Consider the following 25,238-nt stretch of genomic DNA (forward strand, 5'->3'; position numbering starts at 1 on the left):
CCTGAGGGATGATGAAGTGGGAGAGACACTGCAAGTCGCGTACCCAAGCAGGAACGAGGCTTGCTGCAGCGCACGCATGAATATTGCCCCTGCCCTCCTTCCCTATTCGAACTGCGTGAGCTGCTGCCGAAGGACTATCACATGACGGAAATCGAGAACGTTGCCAACTATCTGCGCCGTCGCAGCCTGACGCTGGCGACCGCTGAAAGCTGCACGGCCGGCCTGATTGCGGCTCAACTGGCCGAGGTGCCGGGTGCGGGCGGCTTGCTGGAATGTGCGTTCGTGGTCTATTCACCTGCTGCCAAACGTAGTTGTCTGGGGGTTTCCGACGAGATCCTGCGTCAATACAACCTGACCAGCACGGAAGTCTCGTGCGCCATGGCGAAAGGCGCCGCCGAACGTTGCAGCGCATCGGTGATCATCGCCAATACCGGTGTGGCCGATGATGGCGGCGAAGGTGTCGAGGCCGGGACGCAATGCTATGCCTGGTTGCTACGCACGCCCGGCATTCCAACCAGGATTTATACCGAAACACGTCAGTTTTCCGGCAGCCGCAACGAGGTGAGGCAGATGGCCGCCGAGTATGCGCTGCAGCGCATTCAGCACTATCACGCGCAATGGTTGGCATCTCGAGAGCGCGGAAACGACGATGATTAGTTTGCCTGACTTATATGCAGAGTACGGCGCGATATGGGGCGCCTGGTTTGGAACGCTGGCACTGGCCGCTGTGTTGTTCATAGGTTTTGTCTCGGTATTGAATGTCGTGAGACGTCAAGCGACATCCCGTATGGCCGAGGGCACTCATCCTTACGCATCGGCATTGCTGGCGGTGGTCACACGCACCAATCGGCTGATTATCGCGTTGCTCGCGCTGATGATCGGCATGCGCCTGACTCAAGCGGTATTTCCTTGGCAAAGCTGGGTTTCCGATCATCTCTGGTTCGTGTTGTTGGCGTTACAACTGGCTTTGTGGCTGGACGTTGCCTGCCGCAGCGTGCTGACCATCGTGGGTGAGCGGCTGCGCGCCGGGCGCGTGACCATCACGCTGCTTTCGTTCCTGGTGCGCACGGTAGTGTGGGTGGTGACGTTGCTGGCCATCCTGGACAATTTGGGGGTGAATATTACGGCCCTCGTGACCAGCCTGGGGATAGGCGGCGTCGCCGTGGCGCTGGCGGTGCAAACCATACTGAGCGACCTGTTCGCATCCATTTCGATCGGGCTGGACAAGCCTTTCGAGGTCGGCGACTTTATTGTGTTTGGCTCGGTGGCCGGGTCCATCGAACATATCGGGTTGAAGACGACGCGCATCCGCAGTCTGGGTGGAGAGCAGATCGTCTGTTCGAATACAGAACTGCTGAAGCAGACCATTCAAAACTACAAACGGATGGAGCAGCGGCGGATCATTTTCACCTTACGCGTGCCTTATGACACGCCAGCCGACACGCTGCTCGAACTGCCGGCCGACATCAAGGCGCAGATCGAAGCGCAGGCAGCAACGCGTTTTGACCGGGCTCACGTAGCCAGATTCGGCGACTACGGCCTGGAAATCGAAGCGGTCTATTACGTATTGAGCGCCGATTACAACCGGTATATGGACATTCAACAGGCGATCAACCTAGGGATTGTGCGCGCTTTCGCGGCGCGCGACGTGACCTTGCGTCCCCAGGAACGCACCCTGCACCTGCGTGAGGATGCGGTTCAAAGCGGGGAGATCTAGCCAGGCACGTTACTTGCTCCTGAAGGAGGAAAAGGGCCACAACAAGGAGCCAATATGTCGAGCACAGTACTGATTGTCGCTGGGGAAGCGTATCCGCTGGTAAAGACAGGAGGGTTGGCCGATGCTGTATCGGGCCTGGCCCAGGCGTTGAACCAATCGGGTGCTCAGGTACGGATATTGTTGCCGGCCTACCGAGGCGTGTTGGACAAGGTCCGTATCGACGCCAGTTGGCCAATTGATGGTTTGCCCGGCGGCCCTGCCCGGCTGGTCTCTGGACACTGCCGTTCTACGGGGTTGGCCTGCCTGCTATTGGACAATCCGGTGCTGTTTGACCGGCCCGGATGTTATATCGACGAGTCTGGCCACGACTATGCAGACAACGCATGCCGCTTTGCCGCGCTCGCGCATGCGGCCGCTGCGGTGGCGGCCGGGTTGCCGGGCCTGGAGCGGCCCGCCATCGTACACGCCCACGACTGGCATGCGGCGCTGACGCCGTTACTCATCAAAGGTGCAGGCCTGCGATCGGTAAAAACGGTACTCACTATCCATAATCTGGCATTCCAGGGGGCATTCGATCCTGGTGAAGTGCAACATCTCGGCCTGCCGCCCAATGTGCGCGAAGCCGCCGGGCTCTATGCCTGGGGCCGACTGAATTTTCTGCAAGCCGGCATTCTGCATGCCGATCGCGTGACCACTGTCAGCCACACTTATGCGCGCGAAATTCTCTCGCCCGAGCGCGGCTGCGGACTGGACGGCGCGCTACGTTTTCGAGGAGACGCGCTGGTAGCGTTGCCTAACGGCATTGACGATGAGTTGTGGAATCCGGCGACCAACGTGCATCTGCAGCCTAATGGGTTCAGTGTCAATAATCTGGGGAATAAAACCCGCTGGAAAGAACATGTCCAGCGCGCATTTGGCCTCGCGCAGGATCCAGGCGCGTTGTTGACGGTGTCGTGTTGCCGCCTGACCGAACAGAAGATGGCAGATCTCACGGCCGATACCTTGGCGGATGCGCTCGCCGCCCATCCGCGGCTGCAATTCGCTTTGCTCGGCAAAGGGGAGCAACGATTCGAAGAGGCGTTCAGGCAGATCGCGGCAAAACATCCCGGACGTTGCGGGGTGCATATTGGCTATGACGAGGCAGTCGCTCATCGCTTGCTGGCGGGTGCGGACGTGCTGTGGCACCCCAGCCGCTTTGAGCCGTTCGGATTGACTCCGCTTTACGCGATGCGTTATGGCACGCTGCCCATCGTGACCGCGGTGGGCGGGCTGGCAGACTCGGTTCGCGATCCGGGCGCGCATGCGGGGGAAGCTGCCATGATGCATGCTAACGGCCTGATGCTGGATAGTCAGGACGCGAGCGGTGTGATGGCGGCTCTGGCGCGTGCGGCGCACCTGAAGGCGCATGACGCTGTGTGGCGAGCGATGCAACGCAACGCCATGACGGGGGCCCATGGATGGTCGCATGCGGTTCAGAATTATCTGGACGTGTTTGCCACGCTGACCGGTAGACGCATGCCCGTCGCGCAGCGGCGTGCCGAACGTATACGGCTGAACAAGGCGACACGGGCGCAATCGGCCGTGTCGGCGTAAAACGAGGATGGTGTTGGCTTACTCCCCTGCCCTGCGGCTATTGCGCACGACGCAATGCGGGCGCGACGCGCTCGCGCCATGGGTGCGCGCAGGCGTCAATGCTGTTCTGCTGCCCGCGCCTTGGCGCGGAGCTGGCGTGCAGAACGTTCCGTACGATGCCGACTTGGCCGCCGACGGCAAGGAGCCGGTCCTTGATGCCATTGCGCGCTACGCCGAGTCTGCACACGCGATGGGCCTGACGTGCTATGTCGACGTGATACTGGATCGCGTTGCCCAGGATGCCGTGGCAACGACGGCGCGTGCCGACTGGCTCGCGGTGGACCAGAATCTGCCGGAGCTCGATCCACGACAGCCCCTGGATGCCTTGTCGTCGCGTCAGGTGCGAGGCGATGACGAGGATTTCCTGCGTTGTTGGAGCGAACGTCTGGGCCAATGGCTGAATGCGGGAGTCGACGGCTACTATATTCAACGGCCTCAGGGCCTGCCGCCGGCGATCTGGGCAGATTTGTTAGGCGGTCTGCGTCAGAGGCATCCCGAAGCGCGCTACATCGCCGCGACACAGGGCATGACACCGCACGATCTACAGCAACGCACACATACCGGTTTCGATTGGACGGTGAATTCGCTGCCGTGGTGGGATGGCCGTGACGACTGGCTGGCACAGGAAGACGCCCGCCTGCGCGCCCTGGCGCCTGTACTGGCGCCGTTGGACGCCCGGTCAGACGCCCGCTCGGCCTGGCTGGCTGCGTTTTGCGGCGACGGATTGCTGGTGGATGCGCGCGATGGCGATGGGCCCTCGAGCGACGTGATCGCGGCGCTGCAATGGCATGCTGGAGGCGCACTCTCGGGTCCGTTGACGATCATCGGTGGACAGGCCGGCAGAGCAACGTTGCTGCTGCGCCAGACGCAAGACGATACGACGGTGGGGTTGGCCGTCACGCCACAAGGCGAGTCGTCCAGCCGCATCGATCTGCCACCGTTGGCCGGCGTCTTGCCCACAGGTCCATTGACCGAGCAGGATGTGCCGCCGGCGCTGCACCCTCGCCATGGCGTTGTCGGCGAGAGCGGTTGTTCCCTGCTGGCCTGGCAACCATCCACAGAGGTGACATCAGACGCACGCGCGCCGGCCGACGAACGGCAGCCGCAGGCGCCAAGGCTGGCGATCGAGTCAGTACAGCCGGCACTGGAGCCTGATCGCCTGCCTGTCAAATGCATTGCTCACGAACAAGTGACTGTTCAAGCCACGCTGATCATGGACGGTCACGAGGAACTGGCTGCCGATTTGTGCTGGCGGGCGTGTGACGAACGTCATTGGCATCGTGTGCCCATGCGTCTGCTCGGCAACGACCGGTGGGAAGCAGCGTTTGCACCGCAACGGATTGGCGCCCATGAGTATCGGGTGCAGGCCTGGCAAGATGTGTGGGCAGGCTACTGCCATGAATGGCGCAGCAAGCACACTGCAGGACAGTCTCTGCATATGCCTTTGCGCGAGGGTGCGCAATGGCTGACGCGTACGATTGCCAAGGCCGAACGTGACAATGCCCCGTCTGGCATTCGTACCGGACTAAAACGTGCGCTGAAAACGCTGAAGCAGGTTTTTGATGGCGGCGTGACCTTGGACCGTGCTTTACAGCAGCTCTGCGATCCCCTGCTGGCGGCAGCGATACGAGAGACGGCGCAGCGGCCGCATGCGCGCGCCAGCACCGTCTATCCGCTGTGGGTGGATCGCAATCGTGCCCGCCATGCAGCGTGGTATGAGCTGTTTCCACGCTCCCAGGCCGCGAGCGGCCATGGCTGCTTTGACGACGTCATCGACCGGTTGCCGGATATCCGTGAGATGGGCTTTGACGTGTTGTATCTGCCCCCGATTCATCCCATAGGTCAACGCAACCGCAAGGGCCGCAACAACAGTTTGAAGGCAGACCCTGACGATGTCGGCAGTCCTTATGCCATTGGCTCGGCCGCAGGTGGACACGATGCCGTGGCGCCAGAACTCGGTACGTTGGACGATTTCGATCGCCTGCTGGCGGCCACACACGCCGAGGGCATGGAAATGGCGCTGGATTTCGCTATCCAATGCTCGCCCGATCATCCATGGCTCAAATCCCACCCGAACTGGTTTTCGTGGCTGGCCGACGGCAGTCTGCGTTACGCCGAGAATCCACCGAAGAAATACGAAGACATCGTCAATGTCGCGTTCTACGAGAATACGCCGCCGTGGCGCCGTAAATCGCCCGTGTGGCGGGCGTTACGTGACATTGTGCTGTTCTGGGCGCAACGTGGCGTACGCATATTCCGCGTGGATAACCCCCATACGAAACCCCTGCCGTTCTGGCAGTGGTTGATCACCGAAGTCCGTGCCAAATACCCCGACACCTTGTTTCTGTCAGAGGCATTCACCCGGCCAGCGATGATGTACCGGCTCGCCAAGATCGGATTCACGCAGTCGTACACTTATTTCACGTGGCGTAACCACCGGCAGGAATTGGCGGAGTATTTCACTGAGCTGTCGAGCGAGCCGGTAGCCAGTTTTTTCCGGCCACATTTCTTTGTCAACACACCGGACATCAATCCGTACTACTTGCAATCGCATGGCCGTCCGGGTTTCCTGGCGCGGGCCGCGCTCGCTGCGACGGGATCGGGTCTATGGGGCGTCTATAGCGGATTCGAACTGTGTGAATCGGCCGCGTTGCCTGGACGCGAGGAATATCTCGACTCCGAAAAGTACGAACTACGCCCTCGCGACTGGCACATGCCTGGCAACATCCGCTCGGAAATCGCACAGCTCAATGCCATCCGCCGCGCTAACCCTGCCCTGCAAACGCATCGCGGTTTCCAGCCCCTGAATGCGGGGCCTGACACAGTGATGGCCTATATCAAGCGGGCATCTGGCGGCGCCAATGTGATCCTGGTCATCATCAATCTCGACCCTCAAAACACCACAGAGGCCGAAGTACGGCTGCCCGAGCCTGTCGCGCATGCCGACGATCTATTAACGGGCGTGCACAGCGCCTGGCATGACAGCGTTGCGCGAGTCAGGCTCACACCCGAAGCCCCCTACTCTATCTGGAGATTACCGGCCGACCCCTGCAGGAGCGCAACATGACTCAGCCCCCAAGCGAAGATCTGCTCTGGTTCAAGGACGCCGTCGTGTATCAGTTGCATGTGAAGTCGTTCTTTGACTCGAACGACGACGGCGTGGGCGATCTGCCTGGTCTTTTGGCGAAGCTCGATTATGTGGCGAGCCTGGGCGTGACCGCGATCTGGCTGTTGCCGTTCTATCCGTCGCCGCGCCGCGATGACGGATATGACATCGCTGACTATCGGACAGTCCATCCCGACTACGGCACGGTCAGCGATCTGCGCCGCTTGATTCGCGCGGCACATGAACGTGGCCTGCGAGTGATTACCGAGCTGGTCGTCAACCATACGTCAGATCAACATCCCTGGTTCCAACGCGCCAGGCGCGCCAAGCCTGGTTCGGCTGCACGAAACTATTATGTGTGGTCCGACTCGGATCGAGATTATGCCGACACCCGCATCATCTTTTGCGATACCGAGACATCGAACTGGAGCTGGGACCCCGTCGCACAGGCCTATTACTGGCATCGTTTCTACAGCCATCAACCCGACCTGAATTACGACAACCCGCGCGTACTGCGCGAGGTCATCAGCGTGATGCGCTACTGGCTCGATATGGGGGTGGACGGACTACGCCTGGATGCAGTGCCCTATCTGGTGGAACGTGAAGGGACCAATAATGAAAATCTGCCGGAGACCCATGCAGTGCTCAAACAAATACGGGCTGTCATCGAGCGCGAGTATCCTGGACGCATGTTGCTGGCCGAAGCCAATCAATGGCCGGAGGATGCGCAGGAATACTTTGGCCAGGGCGACGAATGCCACATGTCTTTTCATTTCCCGCTGATGCCGCGCATGTATATGGCCATCGCGCAGGAAGATCGATTTCCCATCATCGATATCATGCGCCAGACGCCGGACATCCCGGAAAACTGCCAATGGGCCATCTTTCTGCGCAATCACGATGAGTTGACGCTGGAAATGGTGACGAGCCGGGAACGGGACTATTTGTGGAAGGTCTACGCGGCGGACACACGCGCCCGCATCAATCTGGGCATTCGCCGCCGGTTGGCGCCGCTGCTTGAACGCGATCGTCGCCGGGTTGAGTTGATGAACAGCCTGTTGCTGTCCATGCCCGGTACGCCCGTGCTGTATTACGGTGACGAACTCGGAATGGGCGACAACATTCATTTGGGCGATCGCGATGGTGTACGTACGCCGATGCAATGGTCCGCGGACCGTAATGGCGGGTTCTCGCGCGCTGATCCGGAACGGTTGCAGTTGCCTCCGATCATGAGCCCGCTGTATGGCTACGAGGCCGTTAACGTGGAGGCACAGCAGCGCGACCCCCACTCGCTGTTGAACTGGACACGCCGCATGCTGGCGCAACGCCGCCAGACCCAGGCGTTCGGTCGCGGCACGCTGCGCTTTCTCTCGCCTGGCAATCGCAGAATATTGGCCTATCTGCGCGAATGGCAGGACACGAGCATCCTGTGTGTGGCCAATCTGTCGGCCGCCGCGCAACCGGTCGAATTGCCCTTGCAGGCATACGCCGGCACGGTGCCGGTCGAGCTGTTAGGCGGCTCGGCGTTTCCGGCGATCGGAGAACTGCCTTATCTGTTGACGTTGCCGCCCTTTGGTTTCTATTGGTTCGAGTTGAGCCGCGATGCCAGTGTCCCGGCCTGGCATGCTCAGGCGCCAGAACAGATGACCGAACTGATCACCCTGGTGCTGAAGCCGCGCGGCGATCTGGCCCTGACCGATGGCGCACGGCGCGCATTTGAGAACGAGGTCTTGCCCGAGTATCTGGCGCGTCAGCGATGGTACCCAGGTAGCGCGGCACGCGACCTGAGCGTGAGTGCGGTCTTGCCGCTGCCGGGCCACGAGGGGCAGTACTACTGGTTGGCAGTTCATCATGCGGCCGGCAAGCCTGATCTGCAGCTGCCGCTCGCACTGGTGTGGGATGACTCGATCGATGTCAGCTATCCAGCCGCCCGGTTGCGGCGTGGCGCCGTCACAGGCTACCTGGCTGACGCTTTTCTGCAGGAGGCTTTCGTGCGGGCATTAGTCGATGGATTGCGTCAAGGTGCCGGCGACGGTGGGCCGCTGGTTTTCCATGCAGAGCCCACAGTTGCGGAGTTGGCCGGCGCAGAGACTCCTACCGTTCGGTGGTTGAACGTTGAACAAAGCAACAGTTCTGCGATCGTGGACGAACAGGTGATGGTCAAGGTGCTGCGCGCACCGCCTGAAGGCCCTTCCCTCGAGGCAGAAATGGGACGCAGGCTGGCCGCCGGGGGCTTTCACAATATGCCGGCACTGCTGGGTACGCTGCAGTGCCAGCGCGATGGCAAGAACACGACGCTGGCGCTATTTCATCGTTACGTGCCTAATGAGGGCGACGCGTGGACATGGACGCTCGATTATCTGCGGCGCGTACTGGATGCGGCCTTGGTCGCTGACGAAGACGCCAATGCCTTCGAAGAGCACTTGGCCGGATATAACGCGTTCGTTCGTGTCATCGGACAACGCCTGGCGCAGATGCATGCCGCCTTGCACGAGACCGGCGATCGCCCGGGTGACGGCGATGAAACGGCAATGCGAGTACTGACACAGTTGCGGATGGCGCTGGACGTGATTCAGCGCCACCATGCCAGTCTGCCTCCTGCGCTGCAATCCAGCGGCCAATGGCTGGCTGAACATGCGCCGCGCCTCGAAGCATGCATTCGGGAACTGGCGGCGATTGAACATGGCGTGCCTTGTCAATCGGTGCATGGGGATTTTCATCTGGGCCAGGTGCTCGTTGTGCAGACCGACGCGTATCTGATCGATTTCGAAGGCGAACCGCTGCGCGATGCAGAACAACGCCAGGCGGCGAGCACGGTGTATAAGGATCTGGCAGGCATGCTGCGGTCCTTTGACTACGCCGCGAGCGTGGCGGCGCGCGCCACCGCGTTGGCGCCCCTATCGCCCGAGGGCCCGGGCGCTCCGCCGGCAGACGCGTTGGCCGGCACGGTGTCCAGCCATCACGATGTGCTGCTGGGACGCTTCCGTGCCTTGGCGGCAACGGCGTTTTTGGATGGCTATCGCGAATCGCGATCAGATGGCGCGGCACTGCCGCCCGATCAGGAACAATCGCTGTTGGCGCTGGCGCAACTCGAGAAGGCGGCATATGAAGTGTGTTACGAGGCGGCGCATCGCCCCGACTGGTTGCCGGTGCCGCTGGCGGCGCTGGCTGAACTGGGACGTGAGCTGCTGCTCTCCGCTGCCCTGCGCAAAGAAGGCCCTGTGGAGGATGCCCGATGAGTAATGACCGTCTTTCCGACACTGACCGCCGCGCATTGCTGGAGGGTTCACACAGTGATCCGTTTTCCGTGCTCGGCCCGCATGGAGATATCCTGCGGGTACTGATGCCAGGTGCGGTAAGCGTGCAGGCTCAGTTGGCTGACGGTGAAACGATAGATCTGTCCGGACAGGACGGTTTGTTCCACGCCCGCGTGCCCGGCCTGCGATCACGCGGGCCGCTAGGCTACCGGTTACGCGTGCGCTGGCCGGACAGCGAAGAAGAGCTATTCGACCCTTATGCCTTTGATTCGTGCTTGTCGGATGCAACGCTGGCGGCGTTTTCACAGAGCGACTGGCGCGCAGTGTTCGACATGTTACCCAGGCTGGACGAATGCCAGGGTGTCCGCGGACTGCGTTGCAGTGTATGGGCACCGAACGCCCGGCGTGTATCGCTGGCGGGCGACTTCAATGGCTGGGACGCGCGTCGTCATGGTATGCGGTTGCGCCATCAAGCCGGTGTGTGGGAATTCTTTTTGCCGCACGCCCAGGCCGGTCAGCGCTACAAGTTCGCCGTGCTCGATCATCAGGGGCAACTACGTTGGAAAGCCGATCCGCTCGCGCAGCAAACCGAGTGTCCGCCGGATACGGCGTCTGTGATCACCGACCCGCAGCCGTATGAGTGGCAGGATGATGCCTGGATGAATGCGCGCGACGCCTCGCCGGAACAACCCGTCGCCATTTACGAAGTGCATGCGGGATCGTGGGGCAACGAGAAAGATTGGGACAGCCTGAGCGAACGTTTGCCCGCGTACGTCAGCGCCATGGGATTCACTCATGTGGAATTGATGCCGGTCGCCGAGTATCCGTTTGGCGGATCCTGGGGCTATCAACCGCTCGGGCAATTCGCGCCTACTGCGCGTTATGGGTCACCGACCGCCTTGGCGAGATTCATCGATCGCTGCCATGCCGTCGGGCTGGGCGTGATCATGGACTGGGTGCCGGCACATTTTCCCGATGATCCGCACGGACTGGCTCGTTTTGACGGCACCGCGTTGTACGAGTATGCGGACCCGCGTGAGGGCTATCACCCGGATTGGCACAGCTGCGTCTATAACCTGGGGCGAAACGAAGTCCGCGCCATGCTGTTGGCCAGCGCCCATCAGTGGCTCGACCGTTTTCACATCGATGGGCTGCGTGTCGACGCCGTGGCATCGATGCTGTATCGCGATTACAGCCGGGCGCCGGGCGAATGGCTGCCCAACCGTTATGGTGGGCGAGAGAACCTGGAGGCGATCGATTTTCTGCGGATACTCAATGACAGTGTGCATGGTCGCGAGGACGGCAGCATCACGGTAGCCGAGGAATCCACGGCATGGCCTGGCGTGACCGGCTCCACCGCGGGCGGCGGGCTGGGCTTTGACTATAAGTGGAACATGGGTTGGATGAACGACACGCTGCGGTATATGAAAGAAGATCCCCTGCATCGCCGCTATCATCATCGCGATATGACGTTCGGCCTGGTGTACGCGTACTCCGAGCATTTCATTCTGCCGCTGTCGCATGACGAAGTCGTCCATGGCAAAGGCTCGTTATTGACCAGGATGCCCGGCGATCACGAGTCACGCATCGCCAATTTGCGCGCCTATTTTGGCTATATGTGGATGCACCCCGGCAAGAAACTGCTGTTCATGGGCGGCGAGCTGGCGCAGCCGCACGAATGGCATCATGACCACGTGCTGGACTGGAACCTGCTGGACCAGCCCACGCATCGCGGCGTACAGCGGCTAGTGCGCGCATTGAATCAGTTTTACCGCAATGAGCCTGTGCTCTTCCAGGCGGATAGCGACCCGGCGGGATTCGCCTGGACAATCGGTGACGATGCCGACAATAGTGTGTTGGCCTTTGAACGCCGCAGCGGCGATGCGCCGCCATTGTTGGTGATCTGCAATCTGACGCCCGTCGCGCGTCACGGTTATCGCGTTGGCGTCTCACGCGCCGGCAACTGGCGCGAGCGGCTGAACACCAGCGACGCGGCATACGGCGGACACCTGGAGTCCGACGGCCGGAGTTGGGGAAGTGAGGATATTCCGGCTCACGGTCATTCCCATAGCCTGAGCCTCAGCTTGCCCGGCCTGACTACGCTGGTGCTCAAACCTGTCGATTGACGAGGAGATCTGCCCATCATGGATGCAACGCTCTCAGCGCCTTTGATGCCTGGATCTCCGTACCCGCTGGGCGCGACCAGTGATGGTTTAGGCATCAACTTCGCCGTTTTCTCCGCCAACGCGACGCAGATCGACCTGTGTCTGTTCGACACCAAAGCCCGCAAGGAATTGCGGCGCGTGCGATTGCCCGAATGCACCGACGAAATCTGGCACGGCTACTTGCCGGACGCGCAGCCCGGCCTGATCTATGGCTATCGGGCACACGGTCCCTATGATCCGCAGCACGGACATCGCTTTAATCCCAACAAGCTGCTGCTTGATCCCTATGCGCGCCAATTGCATGCGCCACTGCGGTGGGGAGACGCACTGTTCGGCTATCGCATGGGGCACCCTCGCGGCGACCTGACGATGGACCGGCGCGATAGTGCGCCGTTGATGCCAAAAGGCATTGTCACCGCCGACACGCCGTTCAACTGGGGCAGCTCACGTGCGCCGGCGATCAATTGGCAGGATACCGTCGTCTACGAGGTCCATCTACGCGGTGCTTCGATGCAAAGAGACGATTTGCGTGTGCCCATACGGGGGACGGCCGCCGCACTCGGCGATGCACGCTTTATCGATCATTTGCTGCGCCTGGGCATCACTACGCTCGAAATCATGCCGGTGCACGCCTTTCTGCAGGATCGATTCTTGATCGAAAAAGACCTGCGTAACTATTGGGGCTACAGTACGTTGTCATATTTCGCGCCCGAGCCAGCCTATACGCCCCAAGGCGCCAACGAGCTGCGCCAAGCCGTGCGGCGTCTGCATGCGGCCGGGATTCAAGTCTGGCTCGATGTGGTCTACAACCATACATGCGAAGGCAATGAGTGGGGACCCACCCTGTCCTGGCGCGGCCTGGACAATGCGAGCTACTACCGGCTTATTCCCGGTGAGGAACGCCACTATATCAACGATACCGGCTGCGGCAATACCCTGAATCTGTCGCATCCGCGTGTGCTGCAGATGGTGATGGATTCGTTGCGCTACTGGGCTGAGTCATATGGCATCGACGGGTTCCGTTTTGACCTGGGCGTGACGCTGGGCCGGGAAGGCACCGGGTTTGATCCTGGATCTGGATTCTTTGATGCCATTCTGCAGGATCCTTTGCTGGCGCGTTGCAAGCTGATTTCCGAGCCATGGGATATCGGCCCCGATGGTTATCAACTGGGCAATCATCCGCCAGGCTTTGCAGAGTGGAACGGGGTGTTCCGCGATACGTCGCGACGCTACTGGCGCGGCGACGAAGGCCAGCGCGGCGCGATGATGGACGCGCTCACCGGCTCGCGCCCGCTATTCGACCGCCGTCATCGCAGGCCTTGGGCCAGTGTGAATTTCATCACTTCGCATGACGGATTCACGCTGGCAGACCTGGTCAGCTATGCGGAACGGCATAACGAGGCGAATGGAGAAGACGGCCAGGATGGTCATCCGGACAATCTCAGCCATAACTGGGGAGCCGAGGGACCTACGGATGAGCCGGAGATCCGTGAAACCCGATTGCGCGTGACCCGCGCATTATTGACGACGCTGCTATGTGCCGACGGCACGCCGATGATTTTGGCAGGCGATGATTTCGGTAATAGCCAGGCCGGTAACAACAATGCCTATTGCCAGGATAATCCGCTGTCGTGGTTGGACTGGACGCAGGCAGACAGCGCAGAGGGACGCGAGCTCAGCCAATTCGTTTCACGCCTGACGGCCTTGCGCCGGGCTCATCCGAGCCTGCGTACCGAGCGTTACGGCGATCCTGGCCAGGAGTTGGCGCCAGCCTTGCAACGCATCGGCTGGTTCGAGCCCAGCGGTGAGCCGTTGGCACAACCGGACGATGGGGCCGGATTGGCACTGCGTCGATGCGCGGCACGCGCCGACGGCACGCTGGACATCACGTTGCTGATGTTGAACCCTACCGCCGAGCCGCTGGCCTTTACGCTGCCCGCGCCCGATCTGGCCTGGACGCAAGAGCTGGATACCTCGACGTTGCCGACTGCCGGCGGGCCGCCAGAAGGCGAGGTGCTGGTCCAGGGGCACAGCGCCGTGCTGCTGTCTGCCACCCATCCAGGAGGCGGAGCATGAGCCCATACTATGGCGCCAATGTGCAGTCTGACGGCAGCACAGTATTCAGACTCTGGGCTCCTACAGCGGAGACTGGCCTGCGTCTGGAAATCTCAGGCCGCGCATCGGTTGATCTGCGGCCAGCACCGGATGGGCTGGTAGAACATCGTGTACCTGACTGCCCTCCCGGCACGCGCTACCGTTACCGGCTGGCCGATGGCACCCCTATTCCGGACCCCGCATCGCGCCTGCAGGCTGGCGATGTGCACGACTGCAGCATTGTGATGGGACAGGACGAGTATGCGTGGCATTACCCATCCTGGCAGCCGCCGCCATGGGAGCGCACCGTTCTGTACGAAGTCCACGCAGGACTGGCCGGCGGCTACAACGGCCTGCGCGAACGGCTCCCCGAATTAGCTGCGCTGGGGATTACCGCTATTGAATTGATGCCGATATCCGACTTTCCCGGCCCGCGGAATTGGGGCTATGACGGTGTTCTGCCGTACGCGCCCGACACCGCGTACGGCACGCCCGCAGAGCTGAAATGCCTGATCGATTGCGCACATGGACTAGGGCTGGCCGTGATGCTGGACGTGGTCTATAACCACTTTGGTCCGGATGGCAACTATCTGCCTCGGCTCGCGCAGCCCTTTTTTCGCGAGGACGTGGCCACGCCCTGGGGCGACGCGATCGACTTTCGCCGCCCGGAAGTCAGGCGTTTTTTCGAGGATAGCGCCTGTTATTGGCTGGATGAATATCGCTTTGATGGCCTGCGATTGGACGCTGTGCATGCCATCGAGGACGAGGACTGGCTGCTGGAGCTACCGCAGCGACTGCGGCAGCGCCTCGCACCACGCCGCATCTATCTCGTGATCGAGGACGATAAAAATAGATCCCGGCTGTTGCGCGCCGGCTTTGATGCCCAGTGGAACGACGACGGCCATCATGTCTTGCATCACCTGCTGACTGGCGAGACGGCGAGCTATTACAGCGATTACGCCGACGCCCCTGCCCGCATGCTGAGCCGCTGTCTGGCACAAGGCTGGCAATATCAGGGCCAGGCGTCACGGTTTCGAAACGGTGAACGCCGTGGTGAGCCCAGCGGCGATTTGCCCCCCTCCTCTTTCGTCTGGTTCCTGCAGAATCATGATCAAACGGGCAACCGCGCATTGGGCGAGCGCTTGAACCAATTGTGCGACGAGCAGGCTTTGCGGGCCGCGATTGCGCTGCAACTCTTGTCGCCGGGCGTGCCGATGATTTTCATGGGCGAAGAAATCGGGTCGAACGCACCCTTTCTTTACTTCACCAGCCACACTGACGAAGCGCTGGCCGACGCCGTACGGCAAGGGCGCCAGCGTGAATTCGAGGCACTGGCGGCCGTTGCCGATCTGCCTGATCCGAACTCGCCTGACACGTATCTGCGTAGCCGCCCCTGGCAGGAGAACGGTGGCGCACCAGCATGGAAAGGCTATTACAAGCACCTGCTCGATTTACGCCAACGCCATCTGGCGTTCCGCCTCGCGGACGCATGTAGCGAACCAGGCATGGTCCTCGGCCCTGCTGCCGTTCAAGCGCAATGGCGGCTGGGCGATGGCGCTCGGCTGACCGTGTGCAGCAACCTGGGATCAGAACCATGTGGCTTGCGCCATCCTCTCTCCGCCACCCATCGCCAGTCGTTGCGCTATGAGAGTATCGATGGCGGTTTGGCCCGCGCCGCCGCCGGCGAGCTGCCTGCCCGCTGCACACTCTGTGTGCTGGAGGAGCCCCAATGAGCGATGCTGTCGCGCCCGACCTGTCTGCGCTAGCCCGTCGCTGCGGGCTGCAAGAGCATTGGATAGATGCCCATCGACAGGCCCGACGTGTCGGGCCTGAGCAACTGCGCCGGCTGCTTCATGCGCTGGGGGTGCAGTGCGAGAATGCCGACGATGTGGCGGCCGCTCACGCGGCCCTGGACGCGACGCAACCACACGCGCCAGCCCTGCTCGTCGAGCGGACCGGCCATGTCCTGCCTTTGCCGCAGTGGCGCGAGGGTCCGGCCGATCTGGTGTCCGAAGAAGACAATAGCGCACATGCGGTGAACCTTGAGTCGCATGCACAGGGAGCGCAGCTGCGGTTGCCCGTCAAACCGGGCTACTACGAGCTGCGGCAGGCTGGGCAAGCGGCGCAGCGGCTGGCCATCACCCCTCGCGCCCCCGATATGGCCGCCTTGCTCGGACGCGCTCAGCCACGTAGCTGGGGCGTCATGGCACAAGTCTATAGCCTGCGCGAAGCGCATTTCGACCCCGTACATCGCACCTGGGGGCATGGCGATCTGGCGACCGTCGCGAATCTGGCGCAACGCCTGGGCGACGCAGGCGCGGATGTTTTGGCCTTGAATCCGCTGCATGCCATGTTCAGTGCCGATCCCGCTGCATGCAGTCCCTATTCTCCGTCCAGCCGTCTGTTTCTCAATGTGCTCTACGCTGCCCCTGCCCAGGTGCTGGGCGAGGCCGCCGTGCGGCATGCCTTGGACTCATTGCCCCCCATCGATTGGGCGGCATTGGACCAAGGCGCCCAGATCAACTGGCCGCGCGCCGCAGAGGTCCGGCTGCAGTTGCTGCGCCGCCTGCACGACCAATTTGTGATGATGGCCCCCTCGCTGCAGCGAGACTATAGGTCTTTCTGCGAGCGACAAGGCCAGCCCCTGCGGGATCATGCCATTTTCGAGACCCTGCACGCCGCGCATATTGCCGCGCCGGGTCGAATACAGACTTGGACGGCATGGGACAAAACATGGCGTGATCCACGATCTCGCCACGTACAGGATTTCGCCGCTCATCACGCCAAAGAGGTCGATTTCCATTGCTTTGCCCAATGGCTGGCAACGGCGAGTCTGGCTCGGGCTCAGGCCACCGCCCGCCAGGCGGGAATGGGAGTCGGCTTGTTGAGCGACCTGGCGGTAGGCGTCAGCCCGGCAGGCAGCCAGGTCTGGAGCGATCCCGATAGTTTTCTGCATGGCGTATCGATTGGTGCACCGCCGGATGTCCATCAGCCACGCGGTCAATCCTGGGCGCTGGCGGCTTTGTCGCCGTCCGCCTTGCAACGCCGCGGCTATGACGCCTTTCTCGGCGTACTGCGAGCAGCATTGGCCCATACCGGCGGTACGCGCATAGATCATATTCTCGGTATGGAGCGCCTATGGTTAGTGTCCGAGAACGGGGACCCGGCCGATGGCGCCTATCTGCGCCTGCCCGCCGACGCCTTGCTCGGCCTGATCGCGCTGGAGGCCTGGCGCCATCGCGGTCTGGTGATCGGCGAAAATCTCGGCACTGTACCTGCCGGCTTTGATGACCGGCTGCGTGATCATGGTATTGGCGGGATGAATGTGCTGTGGTTCATGCGAGACCCAGAATCAGAGTCAGATCCCGCGCCATTCATGCCCCCGGCACAGTGGCCGAGCGATGCTGCTGCGCTGACGACCACGCATGATTTACCGACCCTGATGGGATGGTGGCATGGTACGGACATCCACCAGCGGCAGGACGCCGACCGGTTGAGCAAAGAAAAGACCGCAACACAGCTGCTGCAGGAACGCCAGGCAGACAAGCTCGCGCTATGGAGCCATCTGGGTGATGGCGGCTCGTTGCCGGCCAGTGCTCCCCTGCCCGCGATGCTTGGCTTTGTCGCGAGTGCGCCTTGTGCGCTGGCGCTGGCCTCGCTGGAAGATATCGCCGGGTTGGATGAGAGCCCCAACGTACCAGGCACCACAGTCGAGTTTCCCAACTGGCGGCGGCGATTGCCGGGCAATACGATTACCGCGATGGACTCGCCTCCGTGGCGCGATCGGCTGCAGGCCCTGCGTCAGACCCGGGAACGTCCATGACGCGCCGCGCGGCTTTACGTCAGCAACTCGATGCCGGTTCCACGGCGGCAGATCGCGCGCGGACGGACGCGCCCGCTCATCCCAGGGAAAGCGCAACGCCTGCAGGCTTGATCTACTACGACGGCAACGAACCCGGATTACGGCGCCAGCGCGGCAAAGACGGCGAATTCCGATATTACGATGTCGATGGCCATCTGATTCGCGATGAAGCGACCTTGGCGCGAATCCGAGCGCTGGCGATACCGCCGGCTTACGAAGAAGTATGGATTTGTCCGTCGCCCGTGGGGCATCTGCAAGCCACAGGTCGCGACGCACGTGGGCGTAAACAATACCGCTATCACGCGGAATGGACTGCCGAGCGCAATGCCGGAAAATTCCAGCAGCTGGCGCTTTTCGGGGCTTCCCTGCCGAAAATTCGCCGGCAGGTCGAGGCGGATCTGGCTCGTCCCGGCCTGCCGCCAGAACGTGTACTGGCGTTGATCGTGACCTTGCTCGAGCGGACCCTCATCCGTATCGGTTCAGACGAGTACGCGCGTGAAAACCGGTCGTATGGATTGACTACCTTGTCGCGGCGCCACACGACAGTGGCGGGCAGCCAAATACGCTTGGCCTTTACCGGCAAAAGCGGCGTCGTGCACGATGTGACCCTGCGTGACCGGCGATTGGCCCGCCTGATACGGCGCTGCATGGAAATTCCAGGCCAGCGTCTATTTCAGTACCAAGACGAATCGGGCGTGCGCCATGCCGTTGATTCCAGTATGGTGAATGACTACCTGCGCGCGGCGGGCGCAGGCGATTTCACCACCAAGCACTATCGGACATGGGCGGCGTCGGTCTTGGCCTATGAGCTGCTGCGTAACGATCCGTCGGCCTCAGCGCCCGATGTGATCAAGGCCGTAGCGCGCACATTGGCCAACACCCCGGCCGTCTGCCGTAACTGTTATGTGCATCCTGCGGTGATCCAGGCACACGAGGCGTCCGCCTTGATCAGCAACGGACCCGCACCGCGTTCGCCCAAGGGGTTGAGCCCGGCGGAGCGGCGTTTCCTGGCGTTCTTGCGAGATCAAGACACCTCAACATCGTCGTAGGAATGGCGCTTGCGGCACCGTGTTTTTCCAACCCGCCGGAGCTCCATCATGACGACACCTGCCACCTCTCGAGACCCCTACGGGCCCAGCGATTCGTCGGACTCAGCCAATGATCGGCCCGCGGAGCCTGCCGACAGCGATGCCGCAGGTACCGGCGAACGCGCTTCGGCCGAACCGCCGACTATCCAGGATGACATAGCGCGCGATATAGATACCGACCAAGAGGTCAATGCCGATGAGGCTGGCCTGTCGCGAGCCCCGGTTGATCCCGAGCGCAACGGGGGCCTGCCTCCCGCGTCTGGTCACTCGCTCGGCGGCGAGGAGGAAGATTGATTTCTTCGAATGCGTGAATCGGGACATGCAGCGCTGAGCGTGGCGGTACGTTTCAGCGTTTGCTGTTCCGGGCTTGGCACCGTTTGCGTCGCCATGTATCGGCGCTCTACCAGGGCACCATTGCCACCAATACCGCGAACACGACAGCGATTGCGGTGAGAGCGAGCAGACGTTTTGTCTTTGGACCCATGAAATTCTCCAATCCATTCTCAGGTTTCTGCCGCGGTTTGCCGCGCAGAACACAGGCGCTTTGAAAGCAATCAACGTAGTGTTCCGATACCGGCTCCACGCCATCTATCAGCGCAAGTGCTGTGCCTGGCGTGATCGCTACAACGGAGGTCGCGGCGGCATGAATATTGCGGAATGGATATCTACTGTGACTCATTTTCTGTCGGTGATTCGTGCCTGTTCGCTTACCCCAAGCTTGGATTCAATCATGCTCTCGTATCCTCACCTATGCCGCCTCCGGTCACACGGCCGTGACGCGCGACGGCGTTCGTCTGCCGCTACAGAACATCGCTGCGGTATTGTTGGCCTACGCCTGGATGACGTGGCAAGGCTATCCCGAAATCGCATGGGGTGCATTTTCTGCGCTGTTCGTCGTGCGCGCGAGCGTAGAAGGTACCGTGAGCGAAGCGGCAGCGCGACTCATGGGCGCATTCATTGGGGTGGCGCTGGGCGTTTCACTCGTCCTCATATCGCGCAGTACATCGATGTCGCCGCTCGGAGGCATTCTGATCGGCGTCGGCATCGGGGCCTACTTGTCGGCGCGTTGGAACACGCTCAGCTACAGCCTGGTCACGGTCACTATTCTCACCGTGGCGCCAGACAACGATATCCTCAGCGGCGCCTATAACAAGTCCATGGCGATTGTCATCGGTTCGCTGTCCGGTGTCGCGGCGTCCGCCGCCGTGCTGCCCTTGTCGGCCCATCTCAGTATGCGATCCAATCTGGCGAAGTCGATCGAGATATATGGAGACCTGCTTGTCGATTGGGCGGCCGCCATGAACGAGGGGCGGCTGCGGCCAGATGTGAGTGACAGGCCTGCAATGGAGCACGCACGTTGGCGCGCCAACGATATGGCGTATCAATCGCACGCATTTCCCATGTCTTTCTGGAAGCGCCATACGGCGCACCCGCTGATCAATGACCTCGAGGGATTATGGCGCACGGTTCCGCTGATGAAGCGCGTGGGCGGGCTTACGCTATCCGAGAATATCTGTCGACGCTTGGGGCCGGCGCTAGACCAGCTGGCTGCTGCGGCAAATGAACAAATCGCTGGATTGGCCCGCGCCGTGCGCGACCGCGAGGCCGAACCTCCCGCCTGTCATACCAGCGAGCCCTTCAACCGTCTGAATCGGATCGTGGAAAGCGCAATGCGAGAGAACGCTTTCGATGCCGCGGAACTGGAAGCCGTCGAGCTGATCCGCTGGGTTTGGCATGAAGTGGCGCTGGAGTTGGACAGGTTATGCAACTGCATAAAGGCAGCAGACAAGGATGCATAGGCATGCCTCATGGCACACCCAGTCCCTACTCAAAATCCCCTGCCCCCAATAGCACACGGCCGTCCGTGGGGGTTGAGCGAACGCGGTGAGTCGCCTCTCGTACTGCATCGGCCCCACGCTCAAAGGCTTGTAAAAGTTCGACCGCGTTGTCGTCGATCGCGCCGAATTTTCGACGCAATACGTCTCCCGATATCTCGAACTGCCGCGTGACGCCAGAGATCTCCATATTGAATATCACTGCATCGCCTTGCGCCTTCGCACCGGTAGCTTTTGTGAATTTCATCGTGAACGCTCCTTATATCGTGTTGCCTTGCCCGTATCCCTATCGTGACGGATCGAAACCGAGCGCCTTCATCGCCCGGGCGATGCCTTGCGGCGCATAGTCAGCCCAGGGATCATTTCCCACGTCCAGCCGTTCATGGACGGTGGCGATCGTCCATTGCGCCGAGCTTTTCAGCGTGTTCAGTTCGTCCCACCTCACAGGCACCGAAATCGGCAGTCCCGGCCTGCCTCGCGCGGACCACGCCGCCACGGTCGTGCTGCCAAAGCCGTTTCGCAGATAGTCCGCAAAGATCTTTCCTACCCGATTGCGCGGGCCGCTCTTGGCGACGAATAGCTGGGGTATCGTGCGGGCCAGATGGCGCACGATCGCCGCCGAGAAATCCTTTACCGTGTCCCAGTCATACTGCCTGCGAATCGGTACGACAATGTGCAGGCCCTTTCCTCCGCTGGTTTTCAACCAGCTTTGCAGACCCAGTTCGTGCAGCAGCACACGGACCAATTCTGCGCCCTGCTGCACGCCTTTCCATGACATTCCTTCTCCTGGATCCAGGTCCAGTACCATGCGATCCGGTTTCGAAATTGCGGTTTTAATCGCGTTCCAGGTGTGAAACTCGACGACGTTCAATTGCGCCGCCGCCAGAATGCCCTCGGCCTTGGCGATCTCCATCAGCGGAGGATGTCCGGGTTGCAAGCGCTCGGAAAGCATTGTCACGCCCGTAATGGCAGCATCGGAGTGCTTCTGAAAAAATTGCTCTCCCTGTATGCCTGCCGGCATCCTCATGAACGACACAGGCCGCCGCTGCAGATGCTCCATCATCAAAGGCGCCACCAGTGCGTAATATCGCGCCAGGTCCAGTTTTGTCAGGCCGGACGAGGAGTCGATTACCCGTTCAGGGTGCGACAGTTTCAGCGCTTTGGCAGAGGGAACATCGCTCCGCCCCCGCCTGGGACGTCGTCCATCCGGTTTGTTGGCGACTTGCTCTGCCGGTACGGGTTTTTCTCGCACGATTTCTTCAGCCGGCTTGTCCGTACGTAATCCCTTGAACGTTGCATGGCGCACATGACCGCCCTGGGTCCATTGGGCAAACGATACTTCGCAGACCAGCTTAGGCTGCACCCAGCGGATATCTCTGCCCCCCGGAGGACGTCCGTCCGTAATGGCGGAGGTTGACTGTTCGATACGCTCGAGTTTCTGATGCAGCTCGCGCAATAGATGATCGTCGAAACCGGTTCCGACCTTGCCGGCATACCGCAAGCCTCCATCACGGCCGTGGACAGCCAGCAATAGCGCACCGAATCCCGCACGCCCTCCCTTTGGCAGGGTAAAGCCTACGATCACGAACTCCTGCCGCCGCCCGCATTTGACCTTGATCCAATCGTCCGACCGCCGTGAGACATAAGGCGCCGACGGCCGCTTGCCAATCACGCCTTCGAGACCGAGCTTGCACGCCGAGGCGACCAGGTCCGAAATCGGCTTCTCAAAAGCCTCGCTGAATCGCAGATGAGAGCCCTTCTTTGATTTGCTCATCAACTGATGCAGCAACTGACGGCGCAGCGTGAGCGGCTCGCTGCCGATATCGCGGCCTGCGATATAAGGCAGGTCAAATGCATAGAAGACGATGTCCTTTGTCCGCTCCGTGTCAAAGGCGTTCTGCAGCGATTGAAAACTGGGAATGCCCTCGCTGGAAAGCACAACGATTTCACCATCCACCCATGCGTTGCCAAAACCCGTATCGTGCTGCAGTTCGCTGAACTCGCGCACCAGGTGCGGCATTTTGGCGCTCCAGTCATGCCCGTTGCGGGTGAATAGCTTTACCTCTGTACCGTCTATCCTGGCCAGAATCCGGTATCCATCGAATTTCATCTCATACAGCCAATCCTGCGCACCGCGTGGCACGGCGTCCACCAGCGTGGCCAATTGCGGTTTCATCTGTGCCGGGAACCTCGCTGCCTTTCCGGGCAAGGTGGTTTCTCCAGACGGCGCGGAGCCATTACTTTTGGATTTCCGCTTGCCCGATGACGCCGCGGCCGGTTTCTTGTCACGCAACGGCACCACACTGTCCGGCATCTCGTCTACCACGCTGAACTCGGATTCGGATTGGGCGTACTCATCTTTTTCTTTGATCAATAGCCACGGAGGCTGCCGCTCGGACGCTTTGCTCTTGAATCGCACGAGCGCCCAGCGGCCTTGCATTTTCTTGCCCTCGAGTGCGAACTTCAGGTGTCCTGACTGATACCCTCGCCGAGGATCCCCGATCGGGCTCCAATGCCCCTCATCCCAGATGATGACCTTGCCCGCACCATACTGGCCTTTCGGTATGGTTCCCTCGAATTGGTTGTACGCCATGGGGTGATCCTCGACTTGCACCGCCATCCGCTTTACCGATGGATCAAAAGAAGGTCCTTTGGGAACCGCCCAGCTTTTCATTGTTCCATTGAGTTCCAGCCGGAAATCGTAGTGCAGACGGCTTGCCCAATGCTTCTGAATAACGAATACCAGCCCATCGCCGTTGGGATCTCCGCCACCTGATGGCTCCGGCGTCACCGAGAAATTTCGTTTCTCACGATACTTTTTCAGACTATCCGCCATGATCAGGCTGCCTTTCGCGCCGGTTTGGCGCGTTTTCCAGCCGTCGCAGTTTTACGTGCCGATGCTTTCTTTGCCGGGGATTTGCGGGCTGGTTTTTTTGCCCCGCCAGAGGCGGCCTTGCTGCGCGATGTTTTGGTTGACCCGCCCCGCCCCAGACTGCGTTGCAGCAACTCGGTCAAGTCAATGACATTATCTGCATAGGCGGGCGCCTCCTCTTGCGGCTCGATGACGGTCTCCGTTTTGCCAGCCTTCACCTTCTGCTGCACCAGATGCATGATGGCCGACTTGAACTCATCCTGGTATTGCTCCGGATCCCACTCCTCGGACATCTCGTCGACCAGCATTTTCGCCATCTTCAGTTCGGATGCACTGGGCGACATGCTTTTGTCTCCGGTCTTTGGCAGATCCAGGCCGTCCAGCGATTTCACCTCGTCGCCCCAGCGCATCAGGTTCAACACCAGCGCGTCCCCGGATGGGATCAGCGCCGCCAGATGCTGTTTTGTCTGGATGACCACCTTGGCGATGCCGATCTTTCCGGTCTTGACCAATGTGTCGCGCAACAGCGCATACACCTTATGCCCTTTGTTGATAGGCGCGATGTAGTACGGACGCTCCAGAAAGACGAATGACACCTCCTCCGCTCGGACAAACTGCTGAATTTCTATGGTCTGCGTTGTGCGCGGATAGGCTTCGGAGATTTCGTCAGGCGAGACGATGACGTACTGACCGTCCTCGTATTCGACGCCTTTCACGATATCTTTAGATTCGATTTCTTTTCCGGTTCGTTTGTTGATGCGCTTGTATCCCACCGGATCCATCGAACGCCGGTCCAGCCAGTCGAAGTCCACGCCCGATTCGGTGGTCGCCGTATGCAAGCCGACCGGAATATGGACGAGACCGAACGTGATGGCGCCTTTCCAGATGGTGCGTGTAGCCATAAGCGATTCTCCAAGGCAGTGAAACCAGTAAACTGTCTCACTCATCTACCGAGTGCCCTCAGGGCTTGCACCAAGGCCAAGCAAGTATCATGCCCACCCCGGCCAGCCCCCTGCATGTTCGTCTAAGAGCATGGGCCAAGCGTATCAAGCGAGACGGCTTGACGCTATGGTTTGCCGCCAGGCATCCGCGCACGCCCTGGTATGCCAAAGCCTTGGGCATATTTGTCGTCGCCTATGCACTCAGCCCGATAGACCTGATCCCGGATTTCATCCCTGTGCTGGGCTATCTCGACGATGTGATCTTATTGCCGGGCCTGATTTGGCTGGCAATCAAACTTTTGCCGGGCGATGTGCTGCTCGAATGCCGGGCTCAGGCAGAAGCTCGATCGAATGCAAACGAGCCCAAGCCTCGCAACTGGACCGCAGCAGTGGTCATCGTGGCAGTATGGGCCGCGCTGTCGATCGCAGCATGGCAGTGGTGGACGGTCTGAATGCAAATTCGACGATATGCCGCCCTCTCGTGTATCAGCGCCTCACTCGGCCACATTTTCCCGAGGGGAGCCGGACGGCATTAGTCTTATACAAGACCTCCCTCCAAAAATATGCAAGTCTTCTATAAGACTTTCACCACTTTTGCCTTTGTCGGGATTACAATAGGGTCTTCATGACGGCAATACCTACCCAAAGCAGTCCATAACGGGGGGATTA

The 25,238-nt window shown here is 60.8% G+C and carries 17 protein-coding genes; 13 read left to right on the top strand and 4 right to left on the bottom strand.

Annotation, left to right across the window (positions count from 1 at the left end; all coding sequences use genetic code 11):
- Nucleotides 1-60: 60 nt before the first annotated feature.
- The 11 genes from ACNA0I_RS05945 to ACNA0I_RS05995 are packed head-to-tail and all read left to right on the top strand — an operon-like array spanning nucleotide 61 to nucleotide 19,215.
- Nucleotides 61-657 (top strand): CinA family protein, encoded by a 597-nt coding sequence (locus tag ACNA0I_RS05945; protein ID WP_415805146.1) that lies wholly within the window; start codon nucleotides 61-63, stop codon nucleotides 655-657.
- A complete protein-coding gene (locus ACNA0I_RS05950; RefSeq protein WP_415805147.1) occupies nucleotides 650-1,717 on the top strand; it encodes a mechanosensitive ion channel family protein in 1,068 nt (355 codons plus the stop codon). Before ACNA0I_RS05945 ends, ACNA0I_RS05950 begins: the two co-directional genes overlap by 8 nt.
- A gap of 54 nt (nucleotides 1,718-1,771) precedes the next feature.
- Nucleotides 1,772-3,310 carry a glycogen synthase GlgA gene (gene glgA, locus ACNA0I_RS05955; RefSeq protein WP_415805148.1) on the top strand — a complete coding sequence of 513 codons (1,539 nt, stop codon included), beginning with the start codon at nucleotides 1,772-1,774 and terminating at the stop codon, nucleotides 3,308-3,310.
- Nucleotides 3,311-3,323: 13 nt separating this feature from the next.
- The gene (locus ACNA0I_RS05960) at nucleotides 3,324-6,416 is read left to right on the top strand and encodes an alpha-1,4-glucan--maltose-1-phosphate maltosyltransferase (protein ID WP_415805149.1); all 3,093 of its coding nucleotides are present in this window, start codon (nucleotides 3,324-3,326) and stop codon (nucleotides 6,414-6,416) included.
- Entirely contained in the window at nucleotides 6,413-9,694 is a 3,282-nt protein-coding gene (gene treS, locus ACNA0I_RS05965) for a maltose alpha-D-glucosyltransferase (protein ID WP_415805150.1), read from the top strand. The genes ACNA0I_RS05960 and treS overlap by 4 nt, the downstream gene beginning before the upstream one ends.
- On the top strand, nucleotides 9,691-11,838 hold the full coding sequence (gene glgB, locus ACNA0I_RS05970; protein WP_415805151.1) for a 1,4-alpha-glucan branching protein GlgB: 2,148 nt from the start codon (nucleotides 9,691-9,693) through the stop codon (nucleotides 11,836-11,838). The genes treS and glgB overlap by 4 nt, the downstream gene beginning before the upstream one ends.
- Nucleotides 11,839-11,856: 18 nt before the next feature.
- Nucleotides 11,857-13,953, top strand: coding sequence for a glycogen debranching protein GlgX (gene glgX, locus ACNA0I_RS05975; RefSeq protein WP_415805152.1), 2,097 nt, complete (start codon nucleotides 11,857-11,859; stop codon nucleotides 13,951-13,953).
- Nucleotides 13,950-15,704, top strand: coding sequence for a malto-oligosyltrehalose trehalohydrolase (gene treZ, locus ACNA0I_RS05980; RefSeq protein WP_415805153.1), 1,755 nt, complete (start codon nucleotides 13,950-13,952; stop codon nucleotides 15,702-15,704). Before glgX ends, treZ begins: the two co-directional genes overlap by 4 nt.
- On the top strand, nucleotides 15,701-17,794 hold the full coding sequence (malQ, locus tag ACNA0I_RS05985) for a 4-alpha-glucanotransferase (RefSeq protein WP_415805154.1): 2,094 nt from the start codon (nucleotides 15,701-15,703) through the stop codon (nucleotides 17,792-17,794). Before treZ ends, malQ begins: the two co-directional genes overlap by 4 nt.
- On the top strand, nucleotides 17,791-18,882 hold the full coding sequence (locus tag ACNA0I_RS05990; RefSeq protein WP_415805155.1) for a DNA topoisomerase IB: 1,092 nt from the start codon (nucleotides 17,791-17,793) through the stop codon (nucleotides 18,880-18,882). Before malQ ends, ACNA0I_RS05990 begins: the two co-directional genes overlap by 4 nt.
- 48 nt (nucleotides 18,883-18,930) lie before the next feature.
- Nucleotides 18,931-19,215: a MatE family transporter gene (locus tag ACNA0I_RS05995; RefSeq protein ID WP_415805156.1), complete on the top strand. Its 285-nt coding sequence runs from the start codon at nucleotides 18,931-18,933 to the stop codon at nucleotides 19,213-19,215.
- Nucleotides 19,216-19,321: 106 nt separating this feature from the next.
- On the opposite strand, the gene ACNA0I_RS06000 is transcribed toward ACNA0I_RS05995, so the two are convergent.
- Nucleotides 19,322-19,600, bottom strand: a complete 279-nt coding sequence (locus ACNA0I_RS06000) for a hypothetical protein (protein WP_415805157.1) — start codon at nucleotides 19,598-19,600, stop codon at nucleotides 19,322-19,324.
- A 94-nt stretch (nucleotides 19,601-19,694) separates the two neighbouring features.
- Here ACNA0I_RS06000 and ACNA0I_RS06005 point away from each other — a divergent pair, with 94 nt between their 5' ends.
- Nucleotides 19,695-20,720 carry an FUSC family protein gene (locus tag ACNA0I_RS06005; protein WP_415805158.1) on the top strand — a complete coding sequence of 342 codons (1,026 nt, stop codon included), beginning with the start codon at nucleotides 19,695-19,697 and terminating at the stop codon, nucleotides 20,718-20,720.
- Between the two features lie 25 nt (nucleotides 20,721-20,745).
- On the opposite strand, the gene ACNA0I_RS06010 is transcribed toward ACNA0I_RS06005, so the two are convergent.
- From ACNA0I_RS06010 to ku, 3 genes are read right to left on the bottom strand one after another with little or no spacing between them, the layout of a single operon-like run.
- Nucleotides 20,746-21,003 (bottom strand): DUF1488 family protein, encoded by a 258-nt coding sequence (locus ACNA0I_RS06010; RefSeq protein ID WP_415805159.1) that lies wholly within the window; start codon nucleotides 21,001-21,003, stop codon nucleotides 20,746-20,748.
- 39 nt (nucleotides 21,004-21,042) lie between these two features.
- Nucleotides 21,043-23,592, bottom strand: a complete 2,550-nt coding sequence (ligD, locus tag ACNA0I_RS06015) for a DNA ligase D (protein ID WP_415805160.1) — start codon at nucleotides 23,590-23,592, stop codon at nucleotides 21,043-21,045.
- Between the two features lie 2 nt (nucleotides 23,593-23,594).
- The gene (gene ku / locus ACNA0I_RS06020) at nucleotides 23,595-24,530 is read right to left on the bottom strand and encodes a non-homologous end joining protein Ku (protein WP_415805161.1); all 936 of its coding nucleotides are present in this window, start codon (nucleotides 24,528-24,530) and stop codon (nucleotides 23,595-23,597) included.
- 89 nt (nucleotides 24,531-24,619) lie between these two features.
- Between ku and ACNA0I_RS06025 the strand changes: the two genes are divergently transcribed.
- Nucleotides 24,620-25,021 (top strand): YkvA family protein, encoded by a 402-nt coding sequence (locus ACNA0I_RS06025; protein WP_415805162.1) that lies wholly within the window; start codon nucleotides 24,620-24,622, stop codon nucleotides 25,019-25,021.
- Nucleotides 25,022-25,238: the final 217 nt, after the last annotated feature.

The sequence above is a fragment of the Bordetella muralis genome, assembly GCF_965139205.1.
Classification (GTDB): Bacteria; Pseudomonadota; Gammaproteobacteria; order Burkholderiales; family Burkholderiaceae_B; genus Bordetella_A; species Bordetella_A muralis.